The following is a 19,513-nucleotide window of genomic DNA, read 5'->3' as shown; positions in this document are numbered from 1 at the left end:
CGTGGTGCATGCTTCGGCGTGCTCGGAGGTCATTCGCGCCCAGGTGGCGGAATTACTTGGCGTGCGCGCCGACGCGATTCACCCCGCCGATAACCTCGTTGCTCACGGCCTGGACTCCATCAGGATGATGTCGCTGGCGGGTCGCTGGCGCCGCCAGGGCATCGCCGTCGATTTCGCCACGCTGGCCGTGACACCGACGGTCGAGGCCTGGTCGCAGCTGGTGTCCGCCGGCTCCGCCGCCATGAGCACCGACCCGCTACCCGACACCGCGCCGACACCGGAGGACGGCGAGGAAGGCGAGGCCGGCGAGGCCTTTCCGCTCGCGCCGATGCAGCACGCGATGTGGGTGGGCCGCCAAGACCACCAGCAGCTCGGCGGGGTGGCCGGGCACCTCTACGTTGAGTTCGAGGGTGGTCGGATCGATCCGGATCGGCTCCGCGTGGCGGCCACCCGGCTGGCACTGCGTCACCCGATGCTGCGGGTGCAGTTCTTGCCGGATGGCACGCAACGCATCCCGCCGGTGGCCGAATCTCGCGACTTTCCCCTCAGCGTTGTCGACCTGCGGCAGGTGACCCCGGATCGCCTCGATGAGCGGCTGGCGGCCATCCGCGACGCAAAATCGCACCAGCAGCTCGACGGTGCGGTGTTCGAACTTGCGTTGACGCTGCTACCCGGGGAGCGCTCACGCCTGCACGTCGACCTGGACATGCAGGCCGCCGACGCGATGAGCTACCGCACGCTGATGGCCGACCTGGCGGCCTGCCATGCGGGCCGCGAACTGCCGGAACTGGGATACACCTACCGGGAATACCGGCGGGCCATCGAGGCGGCGAACGAGGCACGGCCCCAACCGGCCCTTGACGCCGCCCGGGACTGGTGGGCGCGGCGCATCCCGTACCTGCCGGATCCGCCGGCACTGCCTACCCAGACCGGCGCGGGACGCGACCTGCACCGCAGCACCCGGCGCTGGCACTGGCTCGACCCGCAGACCCGCGACGCGCTATTCCGCCGCGCCCAGGCACGCGGCATCACCCCGGCGATGACGCTGGCCGCGGTCTTCGCCAACGCCCTGGCGCGCTGGTCCGCGTCGTCGCGGTTCCTGCTGAACCTGCCGTTGTTCGGTCGCCAGGCCCTGCACCCGGACGTCGATCTACTGGTCGGCGACTTCACCTCCTCGCTGCTCCTGGACGTCGATCTCACCGGCGTGCGCACCGCAGCGGCTCGGGCGCGGGTTGTGCAGGATGCCATGCGGAGCGCCGCGGCTCATTCCGCGTACTCCGGGCTGTCGGTACTGCGCGACCTCAGCCGCCACCGCGGCACCCAGGTGCTGGCACCGGTGGTGTTCACCAGCGCGCTGGGGCTCGGCGAACTTTTCTGCCCCGACGTCACCGAGCAATTCGGCAGGCCCGGATGGATCATTTCGCAGGGACCCCAGGTTCTGCTCGATGCCCAGGTCACCGAGTTCGATGGCGGTGTGCTGGTGAATTGGGATGTGCGGGAGGGGGTTTTTGCACCCGGAGTCATCGACGCCATGTTCGCCCATCAGATCGACGAACTGCTCAGGTTGGCCGCTGGGGATGACGGCTGGGATGCGCCGGGCCCGTCGGCGCTGCCCGCCGCGCAGCGCGCGGTGCGTGCGGCCCGGAACGGTCGCACGTCTCTTCCCAGCGGAGAGGCGTTGCACGACGGCTTCTTCCGCCAGGCCCAGGCCCAGCCCGAGGCTCCGGCCGTGTTTGCCAGTTCCGGCTACATGAGTTACGCGCAGCTGCGCGACCAGGCCGTGGCCGTGGCCGCGGCGCTGCGTGCGGCGGGCATTGGAGCCGGCGACACCGTCGCGGTGCTGGGCCCAAAGACCGCCGAACAAGTGCCGGCTCTGCTGGGGATTCTCGCCGCCGGTGGCGCCTACCTCCCGATCGGCGTCGACCAGCCCCGGGACCGAGCGGAACGCATCCTGGCGACCGGTTCCGTGCGCCTAGCGCTGGTGTCCGGCCCACAGCGGGTGTCCCAGATGTCCTTGCCGGTGCCGGCCCTGTCGATTGGCGACGTGCTTGCCGCCCCGTCCGGAGAATTCGTGCCCACGCCAAGCGATCCCGCGGCGCTCGCCTACGTGCTGTTCACTTCCGGCTCAACCGGGGAACCCAAGGGCGTCGAACTGACACACGACGCCGCGATGAACACCGTGGAATTCGTGACCCGGCACTTCGGCATCGGCGCCGCCGATCGCTGGCTTGCGTTGGCGACGCTGGAATGCGACATGTCGGTGCTGGATATCTTCGCCGCCCTGCGGTCGGGCGGGGCGATCGTGGTGGTCGACGAAGCGCAGCGCCGTGCCCCCGACGCCTGGGCCCGGCTGATCGACGCTCACAACGTGACCGTGCTGAATTTCATGCCAGGCTGGCTGGACATGCTCGTGGAAGTTGGGCAGGGACGGCTGTCGTCGCTGCGGACCGTGGCTGTCGGCGGCGACTGGGTACGTCCCGATCTGGCCCGGCGCGTGCAGGCCCGGGCGCCAAGAGCGCGGTTCGCCGGATTGGGTGGAGCCACCGAAACCGCAATCCATGCAACCATTTTCGAAGTCCAAGACGCGGCGGACCTGCCGCCGGACTGCGCCTCGGTCCCGTATGGCGTTCCGTTCCCCAATAACGTCTGCCGGGTTGTCAACGACGTTGGTAGCGACTGCCCCGATTGGGTGGCCGGCGAGTTGTGGGTGGCTGGGCGCGGAATCGCCCGGGGTTACCGTGGCCGGGGAGACCTGACCGCGCAGCGCTTCGTCGAATATGACGGCCGGACCTGGTATCGCACCGGCGATCTGGCCCGCTACCGGCCGGACGGCAATTTGGAATTCGTCGGGCGCGCCGATCACCGTGTCAAGGTCAGCGGGTACCGCGTCGAACTCGGCGAGATCGAGGCGGCGATGCAGCGGGTGCCGGGGGTGCAGGCGGCGGTGGCCGCCGTCCTGCCCGCCCCCGGTGACTCGGAGGTGCTGGCCGCGGCGGTCTGTATCGACGATCCCGGCCTGACCCCTGGGCGAATCCGGGAATCGCTGGTCGATTTCGTTCCGGCGCACATGATTCCGCGGCACATATCACTGCTAGACCGCATACCCTTTACCGACGGCGGCAAGATCGACCGCAAGGCCGTCAGCGTCGTACTTGCCGAGGTGTCGGCCGGGCAGTCCGGTGACACATCAGCGCCATCCGCAGTGCCGCGAACGGTGTTGGAGCGGGCACTGTGCCGCATCCTCGCAAGCATCCTGGGCCGTGACGCCGATGGCGTGGGCGTGCACGACGACTTCTTCTCCCTCGGCGGCGATTCCGTGCTGGCAACGCAGGCCGTCGCCAGCATCCGACGATGGCTGGATTCACCGAGCCTGATGGTCGCCGACGTCTTTGCCGCCAGGACCGTCGCCACCCTGGCCCAGTTGCTCGCCAGCCGGGAATCCGACGGTGACCGACTCGAACTGGTGGCCGAGGTGTACCTGGAGATCGCGAGTATGACAAGTGCCGATGTGATGTCCGCACTGGATCCGATACCCGCTCAGCCGACCTTCAAACCCTGGGTCAAGCGGTTCACCGGCAGCGGCAAGCCCGGCTCGGTGGTGGTGTTTCCGCACGCCGGCGGCGGCGCCGCCGCCTACCGGTGGCTGGCGAAGTCGCTAGCGGCCAACGACGTTGACACCTTCGTGGTGCAGTACCCGCAGCGAGCCGACCGGCGTAGCCACCCGGCGGCAGACACCATCGAGGCGCTGGCCCTCGAGCTGTTCGAGGCGGGCGACTGGCACATGACGGCTCCGCTGACCCTGTTCGGCCATTGCATGGGTGCGGTGGTGGCCTTCGAGTTCGCTCGCATCGCCGAGCGCACCGGCGTGCCGGTGCGCGCACTGTGGGCTTCGTCCGGCCAGGCTCCGTCGACGGTGGCCGCGTCCGGACCGTTGCCGACCACCGATGGTGACGTACTGGCCGACATGGTGGATCTCGGCGGCACCGATCCCGTGCTGCTCGAGGACGAGGAGTTCGTCGAACTGCTGGTGAAGGCGGTCAAGGCCGACTACCGGGCGCTGAGCGGCTATTCATGTTCACCCGACGTGCGCATTCGCGCCAACATCCATGCGGTCGGCGGTGACCGCGACCACCGCATCAGCCGGGAGATGTTGACTAGCTGGGAGACTCACACCTCCGGCCGGTTCATGCTGTCGCACTTTGATGGCGGCCACTTCTACCTCACCGATCACCTCGATGCCGTGGCTCGGATGGTAAGCGGCGATGTCCGATAGCGACCCGGTCGTCATCGTCGGGCTGGCCGTCGAGGCACCCGGTGGTGTCGAAACCGCCGACGACTACTGGTCGCTGCTCTCCGAACAGCGCGAGGGACTCGGACCGTTCCCCACCGATCGAGGCTGGGCACTTCGGGAGCTGTTTGACGGGTCACGTCGAGACGGATTCAAGCCGATCCATAACATTGGTGGATTCCTTTCCAGTGCAACAGCATTCGATCCTGAATTCTTCCGTATCTCGCCGCGTGAAGCGACGGCCATGGACCCGCAGCAGCGGGTCGGGCTGCGCCTGGCATGGCGCACCCTGGAGAACAGCGGGATCAACCCCGATGACCTGGCTGGTCACGATGTGGGCTGCTACATCGGTGCCTCTGGGCTGGAATACGGCCCCGCGCTGGCCGAATTCTCGCACCACAGCGGCCATCTGATCACCGGGACGTCGTTGGGTGTCATCTCGGGGCGCATTGCCTACACCCTTGACCTGGCGGGTCCGGCGCTGACGGTCGACAGCTCGTGCTCGTCGGCGCTGGCGGCGTTTCACACCGCGGTGGCGGCCATCCGGGCCGGCGACTGCGACCTGGCGCTAGCCGGCGGCGTGTGCGTGATGGGTACGCCCGGCTATTTCGTCGAGTTCTCTAAGCAGCACGCGCTGTCCGATGACGGCCACTGCCGGCCCTACAGCGCGCACGCCAGCGGAACCGTCTGGGCGGAGGGCGCGGGGATGTTCCTATTGCAGCGCCGGTCGAGGGCGATCGCTGACGGGCGCCGCATCCTCGCCGAGGTCCGGGCCAGCTGCCTGAACTCCGATGGACGCACTCGTGGGTTGACGGCGCCCAGCGGCGACGCGCAGCTGCGACTGTTCCGGCGCGCGATCGCCCAGGCCGGGGTCCGGCCCGGCGATGTCGGGATGGTGGAAGGCCACGGCACCGGCACCCGGCTCGGTGACCGCACCGAACTGCTGTCCTTGGTGGCCAGCTATGGCACCGCGGCCGCTGGACGCGGACCGCTGCTGGGATCGGTCAAGTCCAACATCGGGCATGCCCAGGCCGCGGCGGGCGCGCTGGGTCTGGCCAAGGTCCTGCTGGCCGCCGAGCACGCGGCGATACCGCCCACCCTGCACGTCGACGAACCCAGCCGCGAAATCGAGTGGGAGAACCAAGGTCTGCGGTTGGCGGACAAACTGACGCCATGGCCGGCCGTCGAGGGATGGCGAACCGCAGCGTTGTCCGCGTTCGGGATGAGTGGCACCAATACCCATCTGATCGTCTCGATGTCGGACGCCACGAACGTGTCCGGGCGCGAGGAGGGCTGAATGGCACCGAAACGGCTGCCCGACGGACGGGTTGCGGTTCTGCTCAGCGCCCAGGCCGAGGAGCTGGTCAGGGCCGATGCGCGGGCCATCGCCGACTACCTCGACCGCTTTCCGGCCACGACGGTGACCGAGGTGGCCCGGCACCTGCACCGTATCCGACGGGTCCGCAGCTGCCGGGCGGTCGTGCGCGCCGCGGACTCAATCGAGCTTGTCGACGGGTTGCGCGCGCTGGCCGCCGGGCGCGAGCATCCGCTGGTCGCCTGCTCGGCGCATGGCACGGCCCCGCGCCAGGCGTTCGTCTTTCCCGGTCAGGGCGGTCAATGGCCAGGCATGGGTGCCGTCGCCTACCAGGAGCTGCCGGCCTACCGGGCCGCAACCGACGCGTGTGCTGCGGCATTCGAGGACGCCGGGGTCGTGTCGCCGCTGCGCTACCTCACCGCCGTGCCCGCCCCGATTGTCGGTGCCGAGCCGCAGTTCTGCGAGACCGAAATCGAAGGCGCGCAATTCGTCCACGCCGTTGCGCTGGCGGAGGTTTGGCGCTCCTGCGGTGTGCTGCCCGACCTCACGGTCGGTCATAGTCTCGGCGAAGTGGCGGCCGCCTATATCGCCGGAAGTATCACGTTGTCGGATGCCGTCGCCGTGGTCGCGGCCCGCGCCGGTGTGGTGGATCGCCTGCCCGGTTGCCATGCGGTTGCGGCGCTGGGCATCAGCGAACGGGAGGCGAGTCCGCTCATCGCGGCCACCGACGGCTGGCTGGAACTGTCTGTAGTCAACGCCGCCTCGACCATCGCGGTGTCCGGTGACCGGGAAGCGGTGCTGGCCATCGTTGACAGGGTCCGTTCTGGCGGTCGATTCGCCCGTGAGATCACCGTGGGCTTCCCGGTGCATACCAGCGTGCTCGAGCCACTCCACGATGAACTGCTCGCACAGCTACCCAACTCGGAATTCACGGAGGCGCCGGTGCAATTCATCGGTGGTACCGCCGGTGATGTGGTGGCGCCGGGCACGACCTTTGCCGACTACTGGTATGCAAACTTGCGGCACACCGTGCGGTTCGATCGAGCTATCGAGTCGGCAATCCGTTGTGGGGCAAGGTCGTTCATCGAGCTGTCGGCCCATCCTACGTTGTTGTTCGCGATCGGTCAGAACTGCGAGAGCTCCGCCGACCTGCCGGACGGTCCTGCGGTGCTGGTCGGGTCGGCGCGTCGCCGCGAGCCGCTGGTCGATGCGCTGTCGGCGAATATCGTGACCGCGGCGGTGGCTGATCCCGGCTACGCATGGGGTGAGCTGTGCTGCGGTGGCCCGGTCGAGAGCGACGTCGGCTTGCGCGGCTTCCCCAACGCGCCGATGCGCGCCGTGCCGATGTGGGCGCACCCGGAGCCGCTGCCGCCGGTGCCCGGACTGACTCCCGGACCGACCATTGCGGTTGAGCGCTGGGATCGGATGACGCCGTCCCTGCCGGCCGCGGGGCAGCACCGTCACCTCGCCGTGCTCGATCTCGGCGCACACGGCCCGTGCGCCCAAATGCTTCGTGCGGCAATCGATTCACATCCCGCGACCGAGCTGACCGCGCCGCAGGATGCGGAGCTGGTTGTGGTGATCGCGCCCGACTTCGAACACACCGACGCGGCTCGGGCCGCCGGTGCGCTTGCCGACCTGGTCGGGGCCGGATTGCTGGACTATCCGACGCGGGGCGGTCCACGCTGCCAATCGGTCTGTCTGGTCACCGCCGGCGCCGAGCAGGTCGGCCAAGCGGACACGGTGCCCTCAGCCGGCCAGGCCGCGCTGGCCGCAATGCACCGCAGCATCGGATTCGAGTATCCCGACCAAACTTTCAGCCACCTGGACCTGCCGTCGTGGGACGTGGCGCCGGCTGCCGGCGGCACGATCGTCGATGCGCTGCTGGCCGGTCCCGGTGAGACCGCGCTGCGCAGCTGCGGCAGCGGGTACGCGCTGTTGCAGCGCACTCTCGGCGATGCTCCGGTCGCCCCGGGGTGGTCATTGGACTCCGGCGTGCTCGACGACGTCGTCATCACCGGTGGTGCCGGTGCGATCGGTCTGCACTACGCCCGGTATTTCGCCGAACATGGCGCGCGGCGCATCGTGCTGCTGAGCCGCCGCGCCGCGGACCCGGCGGCGCTGGCCGCGCTGGCGGCACCACATGGCACCGTGCTGATATCGCCGCCGTGCGACATCACCGATGATGCCCAATTAGCGTTGGTGGCCGCCGAATACGGTGGGACCGGTGCCTCGTTGGTGGTGCACGCTGCGGGTAAGGCCACCTTCGGCACAGCCGCCAGGCTGACGTCGGTTGGCGTCGCTGACAACTTCGCGGCCAAGGTCCTCGGCCTGGCCCAGCTGATGCGGCTGTGGCCGATCCGCCCGGATACCCGAACGCTGCTGTGTTCCTCGGTTTCGGGGGTGTGGGGCGGACGGGGGCACGTCGGGTACTCCGCGGCCAATCGCCTGCTCGACGTTATGGCGGCCCAGCTGCGCGCCACGGGTAGGCACTGTGTGGCCGTGAAATTCGGTTTGTGGCAGGGCACCACTGATGGCACCGCAAGCCCGGGCATCGTCGATGCGGCATCGGTCGCACAGATCGAGCGTTCCGGGCTGCGCCAGATGCCGCCGCTGCAGGCGATCGAGGCGAGCCTGTACGAGTACCGTGTTGACCCGCTGGTGTTCTCGGCCGACGAGGCCCGGTTTCAGATCTTCTTGGCGAGCACGAAGTCCGAACCGGGCGACCGCCCGGTGGACGGCAACCTGACGATCGTGGACGCGGTGCGCACCCAGTTGGCGGCCGTGCTCGGAATGCCGCAGGCCGGGGAATTGAACCTGGCGCAATCTCTGTTCGATCTGGGCGTCGACTCAATGCTGGCAGTGGACCTGCGCAAACGCCTCAAGCGGGTGACCGGCCGCACGGTCCCTCTGGCCGCGCTGCTGGACGAAATCACCGGCGACGAACTCGTCGCGAAACTCGGACGTGCCGGCGAGCACTCTTACACAGCACAGAAAGTGGACATTTCGCGTGACTGAAACCGTCGACACCGGCGCCCGCCTCGACGAGGCCCGGCTGGAACTGCTCCGGCGCAGGCTCGCCGACCGCGGCCTCTCGTCTGTTGTCAAGGCCCCCGGCCCGCACGATGACGACAAACTCTCCGATGGCCAGGCCCGGATGTGGTTCGTGCAGATGGCCGATCCGAGCCGTGCGTTGCTCAATGTCTGTGTGTCCTATCGCATCACCGGTGACGTCGATCTGACCCGGCTACACGAAGCCGTGAACGCCGTCGCGCAGCGGCATCGGATCCTGCGCACCACCTACACCGTCGGCGACGACGGCGACCCCCGGCCGGCGGTGCATGAGGATCTCCGCCCCCGCTGGGCGCAACACGACCTGACCGACCTGTCCGAACATGCCCAGCGCCTGCGCCTGGAGGTGCTGGCACAACGTGAATTCTCCACCCCCTTCGACCTTTCCACCGACGCGCCGTTGCGGATCACGATGGTGCGCATCGCTTCCGACGAACATGTGCTGCTGTTGGTGGCCCACCACATCGCCTGGGATGACGGTTCGTGGCGGGTGTTCTTTGCCGATCTCACCCAGGCCTACTCGGACGCTGACCTGGGGCCAGAACACCGTTCATCGGCCGCCGCCGGACCGGACACCACCGAAGCCGACCTCGCCTACTGGCGGGCCGTCATGGCCGATCCGCCCGAGCCACTGGAACTTCCCGGGCCTGCCGGAACGAGCGTGCCGACCAATTGGCGCGCCGCCCGCAGCACGCTGCGGCTGCCCGCCGACACTGCGGCGCGGGTGACCGCGATGGCCAAGGACACCGGCTGCACCCCCTACATGGTGCTGCTGGCCGCGTTCGGCGCCTTGGTGCATCGCTATACCCACAGTGACGACTTCCTCGTAGCCGCACCGGTGCTCAACCGAGGCGCCGGAACCGACGATGCCATCGGCTATTTCGGCAACACGGTGGTGATGCGGCTGCGACCGCGGTCGGCAATGAGCTTCCGCGAGTTGCTGGCCGCGACCAGCGAAATCACCGCAGGGGCATTCGCACACCAACGGGTCAACCTCGACCGGGTGGTACGGGAACTGAATCCCGATCGCCGCCACGGTGCCGAGCGCCTGACCCGGGTCAGCTTCGGCTTCCGGGAGTCCGACGGTGGCGGATTCAACCCGCCAGGCATCGAGTGCGAGCGCTATGAACTGCGCAGCAACGTCACGGCGCTGCCGCTGGGCTTCATGGTCGAATTCGACCGCACCGGTGCGCTGGTCGAGGCCGAATACCTGCTTGAGATTCTCGAACCCGCACTGGCGAAGCAGATGCTGGAACACTTCGGTGTGCTGATCGACAACGCTCTGGCCGCACCGGACCAGGCGTTGTCGGGGTTGGCGCTGATGGGTGAGCGCGACGCCGAGTGGCTGCGCCAGGTGTCCTGCGGCGAGAAGTTCGACACCGCTCCGAAGACCGTCGTGGACCTGGTCAACGAGCAGACCGAGCGCATTCCAGATGCCATCGCCCTGGTCTATGAGGGCAACCGCGTCACCTACCGCGACCTCAGTAAGGCGTCAAACCGGTTGGCGCACTGGCTGATCGGGCAGGGGATAGGCAGTGAAGACCGGGTCGCTGTGCTGCTCGACAAATCGCCGGACCTGATCGTCACGGCTTTGGGAGTGGTCAAGGCCGGTGCGGCCTATGTCCCCGTGGACCCCACCTACCCGCAAGACCGGCTGGACTTCATCCTCGAGGACTGCGACGCGAAACTGGTGCTGCGCGAGCCGGTACCTGAGCTTGCCGGATACCGGGCCGATAATCCCACCGACGCCGATCGGATCCGGCCGCTACGGCCGGACAACACGGCGTATCTGATCTACACGTCCGGTACCACCGGATTGCCCAAGGGCGTCTCGGTGCCACACCGCCCGGTCGCGGAGTACTTTGTCTGGTTCAAGGGCGAGTACGAGATCGACAACACCGACCGGCTGCTGCAGGTCGCCTCGCCCAGCTTCGATGTGTCGATCGCCGAGATCTTCGGCATGCTGGCCTGTGGCGCGCGGATGGTGATCCCACGCCCCGGGGGACTCACCGACATCGGGTATCTGACCGCCCTGTTGCGCGATGAGGGGATCACGGCAATGCATTTCGTGCCGTCCCTGCTCGGCCTCTTTCTGTCGCTGCCGGGCGTCAACCAGTGGCGGACATTGCAGCGGGTACCCATCGGCGGAGAGCCGCTGCCCGGTGAGGTGGCCGACAAGTTCCACGCGACGTTCGACGCCCTGCTGCACAACTTCTACGGTCCGACCGAAACCGTGATCAACGCCAGCCGGTACAAGGTGGAGGGCCCACAGGGCACCCGCATCGTTCCCATTGGCCGGCCCAAGATCAACACCACCATGCACCTGCTCGACGACTCGCTGCGGCCCGTGCCGGTCGGCGTGATCGGCGAGATTTATATTGGCGGAACCCATGTCGCGTACGGATACCATCGCCGCGCCGGCCTGACCGCGGAGCGATTCGTCGCCGACCCGGTAAATCCCGGATCCCGAATGTACCGATCTGGGGATCTGGCGCGCCGCAATGCCGACGGCGACATCGAGTTCGTGGGCCGTGCCGATGAACAGGTCAAGATACGCGGCTTCCGGATCGAACTCGGTGACGTGGCGGCGGCCATCTCGGTCGATCCCACCGTCGGACAGGCCGTTGTGGTGGTGAGCGACCTGCCGCGGCTGGGCAAGAGTCTGGTCGGCTACGTGACGCCCGCAGCGGGTGAGGGCGGACCGGCTGATGTCCTTGGGGTCGACCTCGACCGGATCCGCGCCCGGGTGGCCGCAGCACTGCCCGAATACATGGTGCCCGCGGCCTACGTGGTGCTGGAAGAGATTCCGATCACCGCGCACGGCAAGATCGACCGCGCAGCGCTGCCGGATCCGCAGATCGCTTCCGGCACCGAGTTCCGCGAGCCGGAAACCGCTACCGAACGGCGTCTTGCCCAACTTTTCGGTAGCCTGCTCGACCGGGACCGAGTCGGCGCCGACGACTCGTTCTTCGACCTCGGCGGACATTCGCTGCTGGCAACCAAACTCGTTGCGGCCGTGCGTAACACGTTCGGCGTGGACATCGGCGTGCGGGAGATCTTCGAACTCGCCACGGTGGCGGGGCTGGCCGGACACATCGATACGTTGGATCCGGATACGGCACGGCCGCGGTTGACTCGGGTGAACCACGACGGGCCGGTGCGGATGTCGTCGTCACAGCTGCGTACCTGGTTCACCTATCGCTTCGACGGTCCCAACGCCGTCAACAACATTCCCTTCGCCGCGGCACTGCATGGGCCCTGCGACACCGACGCCCTCGCGGCGGGGATCACCGACGTCGTGGCCCGGCACGAGATCCTGCGCACGGTCTACCGCGAAATCGGTGGCGTGCCACACCAGATCATCCAACCGCCCGCCCAGGTACCGGTGCGGCGCGCCGCCGGGCCCGACGAGGCCTGGCTGCAAGCCGAACTGGACAACGAGCGACGGTACGTTTTCGATCTGGAGACCGACTGGCCGATCCGCGCGGCGTTGCTGAGCATGCCGGAGCGACACGTGCTGTCGTTGGTGGTGCACCACATCGCCGGCGACCACTGGTCGGCCGGGGTGCTGTTCACCGATCTGCTGACCGCCTACCTGGCCCGCAGCGCCGGACAACGGCCGTCGTGGGAACCGCTGCCGGTGCAGTACGGCGACTACGGCGTCTGGCAGGCGGCGTTGCTCGACCCAGGTGCGGGCATCGTCGGTCCGCAACGTGACTACTGGATCCGCCAGCTCGAGGGGCTGGCCGGTGAAAACGGTCTGCGCCCGGACTTTCCGCGCCCGGCCGTGCTCGGTGGTGCCGGTGCTGCTGTCGAGTTCAGCGTGGGCGCGGCGACCCGCGACAAGCTGGCCGCCCTGAGCCGCGACCTGCACAGCACCGAGTTCATGCTGCTGCAGGCCGCCGTCGCGGTGGTGCTGCACAAGGCCGGTGGCAGCGTGGACATCCCCATCGGCACCCCGGTGGCCGGTCGCGGCGAGTCCAACTTGGACCAGCTAATTGGGTTCTTCATTAACATCCTGGTGCTGCGTAACGACCTGCGCGGGAACCCCACGCTGCGTGAGGTGCTGCGGCGGACCAGGGAGATGGCGCTGGCGGCGTATGCGCATCAGGACCTGCCGTTCGACCAGGTGGTGGAGGCGGTCAGCCCGGTTCGGTCGCTGTCCCGCAATCCGCTGTTCGATGTCGTGGTGCACGTTCGCGAACAGTTGCCGCCCGACCGCGTCATCGACACCGGGCCAGACGGTGATACCACGTTTAGGGTGCTGGAGCCGACGTTCGACGCCGCGCATGCCGATCTATCGGTCAACTTCTTCGCCTGCCACGACGGCTACCGCGGACACGTCATTTACCGAACCGAGTTGTATGAACGCAGCACCGCGCAACGGTTCGCCAACTGGCTCGTCCGCGTGATCGAGGCGTTCGCCGACCGTCCGGACCAACCGCTGCGCGAGGTCGAGATCGTCGATGCGCAAGCCAGACAGCGCATTCTGGACCGGTCGAGTATCGGCACGGCCCGGGTATACCTTCTCGACAACTGGCTCAACCCGGTTCCGATCGGCGCGGTGGGCGATGTCTACTACGGTGGCGGTCCGGCTGTCGGCGCCAGGTTGGCACGTGCCTCGGCGACCGCGACCCGATTCGTTGCCGATCCGTTCGCCGCGCCAGCAGGTTCGCGGCTCTACCGCAGCGGTGAGCGCGGGGTGTGGCATGCCGACGGCCAACTGGAACTGCTCGCCGGCTTGGCCAACATCGACCGGCCCGCCCCTGCCCAGGCGGCACCGGTTCCGGCCGAGCCGCCCAACACCGACACCGAGCGGGCATTGGCGGCCATCCTCACCGACGTGCTGGAGGTTCCGCACTTCGGTCGCCACGACGACTTCTTCAACCTCGGCGGCGATAGCATCTTGGCGACCCAGGTGGCCGCACGGGCCCGGGATGCCGGGTTGCGGCTGATGGCGCGGATGGTTTTCGAGCATCCCGTTCTGCACGAGCTCGCCGCGGCGGTCGACGCCAAGTCGCAGATCGAGGCGGAGCCGGACGACACGCATCACGCGCCGATGAGCACATCAGGGCTTTCCCCGGACGAGCTGGCAGCTCTGAGGGCGACCTGGGACCACCAGCCGTGACGCGAGCCGACGCGCGAGTCGCCATCGAAGATGTGATGGCGCTCAGCCCACTGCAACAGGGGTTGTTCTCGATGGCGACGCTGACCGGTGCGGGGTACGGTTCCGACTCTTCGGAGGCCGATCCGTATGTCATCGCGATGGTTGCCGACGCCGTCGGCCCGCTCGACATCGCCTTGCTGCGCGAGTGCGCCGCCGCGATGCTGGCCCGGCACCCGAACCTGCGGGCGAGTTTCGTACACGGCAACCTGAGCCGGCCCGTGCAGGTGGTCCCGACCACCGCCGAGGTCCTCTGGCGGCGCGTGCGTGCCAACCCCGATGAGGTCGAGCACCTAACAGCCGAAGAGCGCCGACGCCGTTTCGACGTTGGCCGGGGACCGCTCATCCGGTTCCTGCTCATCGAATTACCGGACCAACATTGGCATCTGGTCATCGTCGCGCACCACATCGTCATCGATGGGTGGTCGTTGCCGCCTTTCGTCTCCGAGCTGCTCGCGTTGTATCGGGCTGGCGGGGACGTTGCCGCATTGCCGCCGCCACCGCGGCCGTATCGCGATTACATCGGCTGGCTGGCCAGCCGGGACGAGACAGCCAGCCGCGCGTTGTGGGTCCAGCACCTGTTGGGCCTCGACGGCCCGACCCTGCTGTCGCCGGCGCTAACCGCGGTCCCGCCGCAGGCAGGGATTCCACGTCGCACCGAAGTGCGGCTAGACAGCGATACCACCAGGACGCTGGTTGACGCCGCCCGTGCGCACGGTGTCACACTCAACACGATTGTTCAAATGGCCTGGGCCGCAATGCTTGCAGCGTTCACCGGCCGCAGCGATGTGACATTCGGCATGACGGTGTCCGGTAGGCCGAGCGAACTGTCGGGCGTGGAGACGATGGTCGGCCTGTTCATCAACACCGTGCCGTTGCGGGTGCGGCTGGACCCTCGCGACACGGTCGGGGCGCAATGCGTTGCGCTGCAACGTGAGTCCGCGGCGCTGCGGGACCATGGCTATCTGGCGCATGCCGAGCTGCGTTCCATCGCCGGCGTCGGTGAGCTGTTCGACACCCTGCTGGTGTACGAGAACTTCCCGCCCGGCGAACTGGTGGGTGCCGCGGAGTTCGTCGCCAATGGGGTGACTTTCCGCCCGGTGGCGTTGGAGAGTTTGTCGCACTTTCCGGTGACCATCGCTGCGCACCTGAGCACCGGTGAGCTCACGGTGCTGGTGGAGGTGCTGGACGGCGCGTTGGGCGCGATTGCGCCGGAAGACCTCGGCAGGCGGGTGCTGGCCGTGGTGCAGCGCCTGGTCAGCCGGTGGGACCGGCCGCTACGCGACGTCGGCGTCGCGCTGGACGGCGAGTGCGATTCGACAAGGCCCGGCCCGGCGGGCTTGAGCGCGTCGGGAGTCTCGGTGCATACCCGATTCGCCGAAATCGCGGCGGCCAAGCCCGATGCGATGGCGGTCAGCTGGTCGGACGGCCAACTGACCTACCGGGAGCTGGACGCACTCGCCGACCGGCTGGCCGCTGCGCTGCGCTGCGCCGGGGTGGGTAACGAGACCCCGGTGGCGGTCCGGCTGGCCCGCGGTCCGCGCTACGTGGCCGCAATGCTGGCGATCCTGAAGGCCGGCGGCATGATCGTGCCGTTGGACCCGGCGATGCCCGATGCGCGTGTCGCCGAGATCCTGCGCCAGACGTCGGCTCCGGTCGTCATCGATGAGGAAATGGCCGAGGAATGGTGCACCGCTTGCATCGCCGCCGAGCCGCCGGCCGAGTACCGGGCGGCCACGGTACCTCCGGAGCATGCGGCCTATGCGGTGTTCACCTCCGGCACCACCGGCACCCCGAAGGGGGTGATCGGCACCCATCGGGCGCTTTCGGCCTACGCCGACGACCACATCGAGCGCGTTCTGCGGCCGGCGGCCGCGCGGGTCGGGCGACCGCTTCGGGTCGCGCATGCCTGGTCTTTCACCTTCGATGCGGCGTGGCAGCCGTTGGCGGCGCTGCTCGACGGCCACTCGGTGCACATCGTCGGCGACGAGGATCAGCGGGACGTCGAGGCGCTGGTCGGCACGATCGACCGATTCGGGCTGGACATGATCGACACCACGCCGTCGATGTTCGCCCAGCTGCAGAACGCGGGACTGCTGGACCGGGTGCCGCTGGCGGTTCTTGCGCTTGGTGGCGAGGCCCTGGGCAGCTCGGCGTGGCGGACGATCCAGGAGAACTGCGCCCGCACGGCCATGACGGCCTTCAACTGCTACGGGCCTACCGAGACCACCGTCGAAGCCGTGGTCGCCACCGTCACCGAGCACGCCCGACCGGTCATCGGACGTCCGACCCGGACCACCCGCGCCTACGTGATGGACTCCTGGCTGCGGCCGGTGCCGGACGGCGTCGCCGGCGAGTTGTACCTGGCGGGCGGCCAGTTGACCCGCGGCTACCTCGGACGCGCGGCCGAGACCGCCGCGCGGTTTGTCGCCGAGCCGAACGGGCGTGGTAGCCGGATGTACCGCACCGGAGATGTGGTACGCCGGCTGCCCGATGGTGGTTTGGAGTTCCTCGGCCGCAGTGACGCCCAGGTGAAGATCCGCGGTTTCCGCGTCGAACCGGGTGAGATCGCCGCGGTGCTCAACAGCCACGACGGAGTGCGCGGCTCGTATGTGACGGCCCGCAGCCATGCCGGTGGCTCGCGCCTGACGGCATACGTTGCGGGCGGGACAAACCCGCCGCCGGTGGCCGAACTCCGTTCGCTGCTGCTCAATCGGCTGCCACGGTACCTGGTGCCGCATCACATCGTCGTCGTCGACGAGTTGCCATTGACCCCGCACGGAAAGATCGACGAAAACGCTTTGGCAGCAATCGTTTCCGAGACTATGGCCGACGAAGGTGCGGCGACCCCGCCCGAGACGCCGACCGAAATGGCGCTGGCCCAGGCATTCAGCGATGTATTGGAAACCTCCGACGTCGATGTCACCGCGGGCTTTCTGCAGCTGGGGTTGGACAGCATCGTTGCCCTGTCGGTGGTGCAGGCCGCCCGCCGTCGTGGGGTGGCACTGCGGGCCAGGCTGATGGTCGAGTGCGACACCATCCGCGAGCTTGCGGCGGCCCTCGACGCCGATGCCGGACGGCACGCCCCCGTCGATGAGGCCGGCGAGCCGATCCCGGCACTGCCCAACGTGCATTGGCTCTACGAGTACGGCGATCCGCGTCGGCTCGCCCAGACCGAGGCCATCAGGCTGCCCGCCGGGATCACCCGCGAAGGCCTGAACGCCGCGCTGGATGCTGTCATCGTCGGCCACGAGGTGCTGCGGTGCCGGTTGGACCGGGACGCGATGGCGCTTGTCCCACAAGCAAAAACCGACATCCTGAGCGAAGCGTGGGTCAGCGGTGATCTGGTCAGTGACGTCGCCGAGCAGACCTCCCGCTCGCTGGCGAGCCTCGATCCGGCGGCACCTCGGCTGGTTTCGGCGGTGTGGCTGCGCGAACCAGACGGGCCAGGCGTGCTCGTGCTGACGGCGCACGTGCTGGCGCTGGACCCGGCATCGTGGCGGATCGTAATGGGTGAACTCGATGCTGGTCTGCACGCCCTGGCCGCGGGACGCCGACCCGCCCCGGCGCGTGAGCACACCAGCTACCGGCAGTGGTCGCGGCAGCTGCTCGAGCGGGCCCAGGCGCTGGACAGCGCTGACTTCTGGGCCGCAGAACTCACGGGCGCGGATCCGCCGTTGGGTGCCCGCAGGGTGGCGCCGCAGACCGATAGGGTTCGCAATCTAGCGATCAGCATCTCCAGTTGTGACGCCGATCTGACTGCGCGGCTGCTTTCGCTGGGGCAGCCGATGACCGAACTGCTGGCGACCGCCGCCGCGCGGACGGTGACCGCTTGGCGGCGGCAACGCGGCCAGCAGACGCCGGCGCCGCTGTTGGCGCTGGAGACGCACGGCCGTGCCGACGTCGACGTCGACGTCACCACCGATACCGGCGACACGGTCGGGTTGCTCAGCGCGATCTATCCGTTGCGCATCCACTCCGATGGCGCCACCGACATCGCGCGCATACCCGGCGCCGGCATCGACTACGGCCTGCTGCGGTATTTGCGGGCCGACACCGGCGAGCGACTCCGCGCCCTCCCCGAACCCCAACTGTTGCTGAACTATCTGGGTAGCCTGCACGTCGGCGTTGGCGACCTGAAGATCGATCGCGCACTGCTGGCCGGGATGGGGCAACTGCCCGAACCCGAACAGGCGGTGCGCCACGAACTGACGGTGCTGGTGGCGCTGCTCGGGCCCGCCGACGCACCGGTGCTGGCCGCGCAGTGGCGCGCACTGCCCGACATCCTGCGCGCCGACGACATCGCCGCGCTGCAGTCGCTGTGGCAGGAGGCGCTAGTGGAGATTGCCCCATGACTTCGACGCTTGCCGTGCTTGGTGCCGGAGCCAAGGCGGTCGCGGTCGCGGCCAAGGCATCCGTGCTGCGTGACATGGGCGTGGATGCGCCCGACGTGATCGCCGTCGAACGCATCGGAGTCGCCGCCAACTGGCAGGCGAGCGGCGGCTGGACGGACGGGGCGCACCGGCTAGGCACCAGCCCGGAAAAGGATGTCGGCTTCCCCTACCGGTCGGCGCTGGTGCCGCGGCGTAACGCCGAACTCGACGAGCGGATGACCCGCTACAGCTGGCAGTCCTACTTGATCGCCACCGCGTCATTCGCTGAATGGATCGACCGGGGTCGCCCGGCGCCCACCCATCGCAGGTGGGGCCAATACCTCGCCTGGGTGGCCGATCACGTCGGCCTCAAGGTGATCCACGGCGAGGTCGACGGGCTAGCCGTCACCGGCGACCGCTGGGCGCTGCGCACCCACGAAGCCACCCTGCACGCCGACGCGTTGATGATCACCGGGCCCGGCCAGGCCGAAAAGTCGCTGCTGCCCGGAAACCCACGGGTGTTCTCGATCGCACAGTTCTGGGACCGTGCCGCCGGCCACGACCGGATCAACGCCGAGCGGGTCGCGGTGATCGGTGGCGGTGAGACGGCCGCTTCGATGCTCAACGAGCTCTTCCGGCACCGGGTTTCGACCATCACCGTCATCTCCCCGCAGGTGACCCTGTTCACTCGCGGCGAAGGGTTTTTCGAGAACTCGCTGTTCTCGGATCCGACCGACTGGACGGCCCTGACCCTCGACGAACGGCGCGATGCCTTGGCCCGCACCGACCGAGGAGTGTTCTCGGCGAACGTGCAGGAAGCGCTGCTGGCCGATGACCGCATCCATCACCTGCGTGGCCGGGTCGCCCACGCGGTGGGCCGCCACGGGCAGATCCGGTTGACGCTGTCCACCAACCGGGGCAGCGAGAACTTCGAGACGGTGCACGGATTCGATCTCGTCATCGACGGCTCCGGCGCCGACCCGCTGTGGTTTACCTCACTATTCAGTCAGGACGCGCTCGACCTGCTCGAGCTGGGGCTGGGTGGACCGCTGGCCGCCGACCGCCTGCAGGAAGCGATCGGCTACGACCTGGCGGTCGCCGAGGTCACACCCAAGCTGTTCCTGCCGACCCTGTCCGGACTCACCCAGGGGCCGGGGTTCCCCAACCTGAGCTGCCTCGGTTTGCTGTCGGACCGGGTCCTGGGCGCACACACGCCCACCCCGAATCGGCAATCACCCGCGGGTAAGTCACAGATGCGGAGCAGCGATGAGCGCCAATCCCTTCGATGACGGCGAGGGCGC

Annotated in this window: 6 protein-coding genes; all 6 read left to right on the top strand. The window is 68.4% G+C overall.

What is annotated here, in order from left to right:
* Window position 1 precedes the first annotated feature (1 nt).
* Genes AADZ55_RS15260 through mbtG form a run of 6 tightly spaced genes read left to right on the top strand, consistent with a single transcriptional unit; the run spans window position 2 to window position 19,501 of the window.
* Complete coding sequence (locus AADZ55_RS15260) at window positions 2-4,273, top strand: non-ribosomal peptide synthetase (RefSeq protein ID WP_085327001.1); 4,272 nt, start codon at window positions 2-4, stop codon at window positions 4,271-4,273.
* Window positions 4,263-5,585 (top strand): polyketide synthase, encoded by a 1,323-nt coding sequence (locus AADZ55_RS15255; RefSeq protein WP_085326977.1) that lies wholly within the window; start codon window positions 4,263-4,265, stop codon window positions 5,583-5,585. The genes AADZ55_RS15260 and AADZ55_RS15255 overlap by 11 nt, the downstream gene beginning before the upstream one ends.
* Window positions 5,586-8,621, top strand: a complete 3,036-nt coding sequence (mbtD, locus tag AADZ55_RS15250; protein ID WP_085326978.1) for a mycobactin polyketide synthase MbtD — start codon at window positions 5,586-5,588, stop codon at window positions 8,619-8,621. It abuts the gene before it with no gap.
* A complete protein-coding gene (locus tag AADZ55_RS15245; protein WP_085326979.1) occupies window positions 8,614-13,803 on the top strand; it encodes a non-ribosomal peptide synthetase in 5,190 nt (1,729 codons plus the stop codon). The genes mbtD and AADZ55_RS15245 overlap by 8 nt, the downstream gene beginning before the upstream one ends.
* Entirely contained in the window at window positions 13,800-18,194 is a 4,395-nt protein-coding gene (locus AADZ55_RS15240; RefSeq protein WP_207569151.1) for a non-ribosomal peptide synthetase, read from the top strand. Before AADZ55_RS15245 ends, AADZ55_RS15240 begins: the two co-directional genes overlap by 4 nt.
* Complete coding sequence (gene mbtG, locus AADZ55_RS15235) at window positions 18,191-19,501, top strand: NADPH-dependent L-lysine N(6)-monooxygenase MbtG (RefSeq protein ID WP_085326981.1); 1,311 nt, start codon at window positions 18,191-18,193, stop codon at window positions 19,499-19,501. Before AADZ55_RS15240 ends, mbtG begins: the two co-directional genes overlap by 4 nt.
* The last annotated feature ends 12 nt before the right edge of the window (window positions 19,502-19,513 follow it).

It is taken from the genome of Mycobacterium decipiens (genome assembly GCF_963853665.1).
GTDB classification, from domain to species: domain Bacteria; phylum Actinomycetota; class Actinomycetes; order Mycobacteriales; family Mycobacteriaceae; genus Mycobacterium; species Mycobacterium decipiens.
The sequence above is the reverse complement of the archived record's forward strand: the minus strand, read 5'-3'. Positions and strand labels throughout refer to the sequence as shown.

Coding starts and splice junctions, on each gene's coding strand:
- AADZ55_RS15255 (WP_085326977.1), top strand. CDS start 4,263: ATGTCCGATAGCGACCCGGTCGTCATCGTCGGGCTGGCCGTCGAGGCA.
- mbtD (WP_085326978.1), top strand. CDS start 5,586: ATGGCACCGAAACGGCTGCCCGACGGACGGGTTGCGGTTCTGCTCAGC.
- mbtG (WP_085326981.1), top strand. CDS start 18,191: ATGACTTCGACGCTTGCCGTGCTTGGTGCCGGAGCCAAGGCGGTCGCG.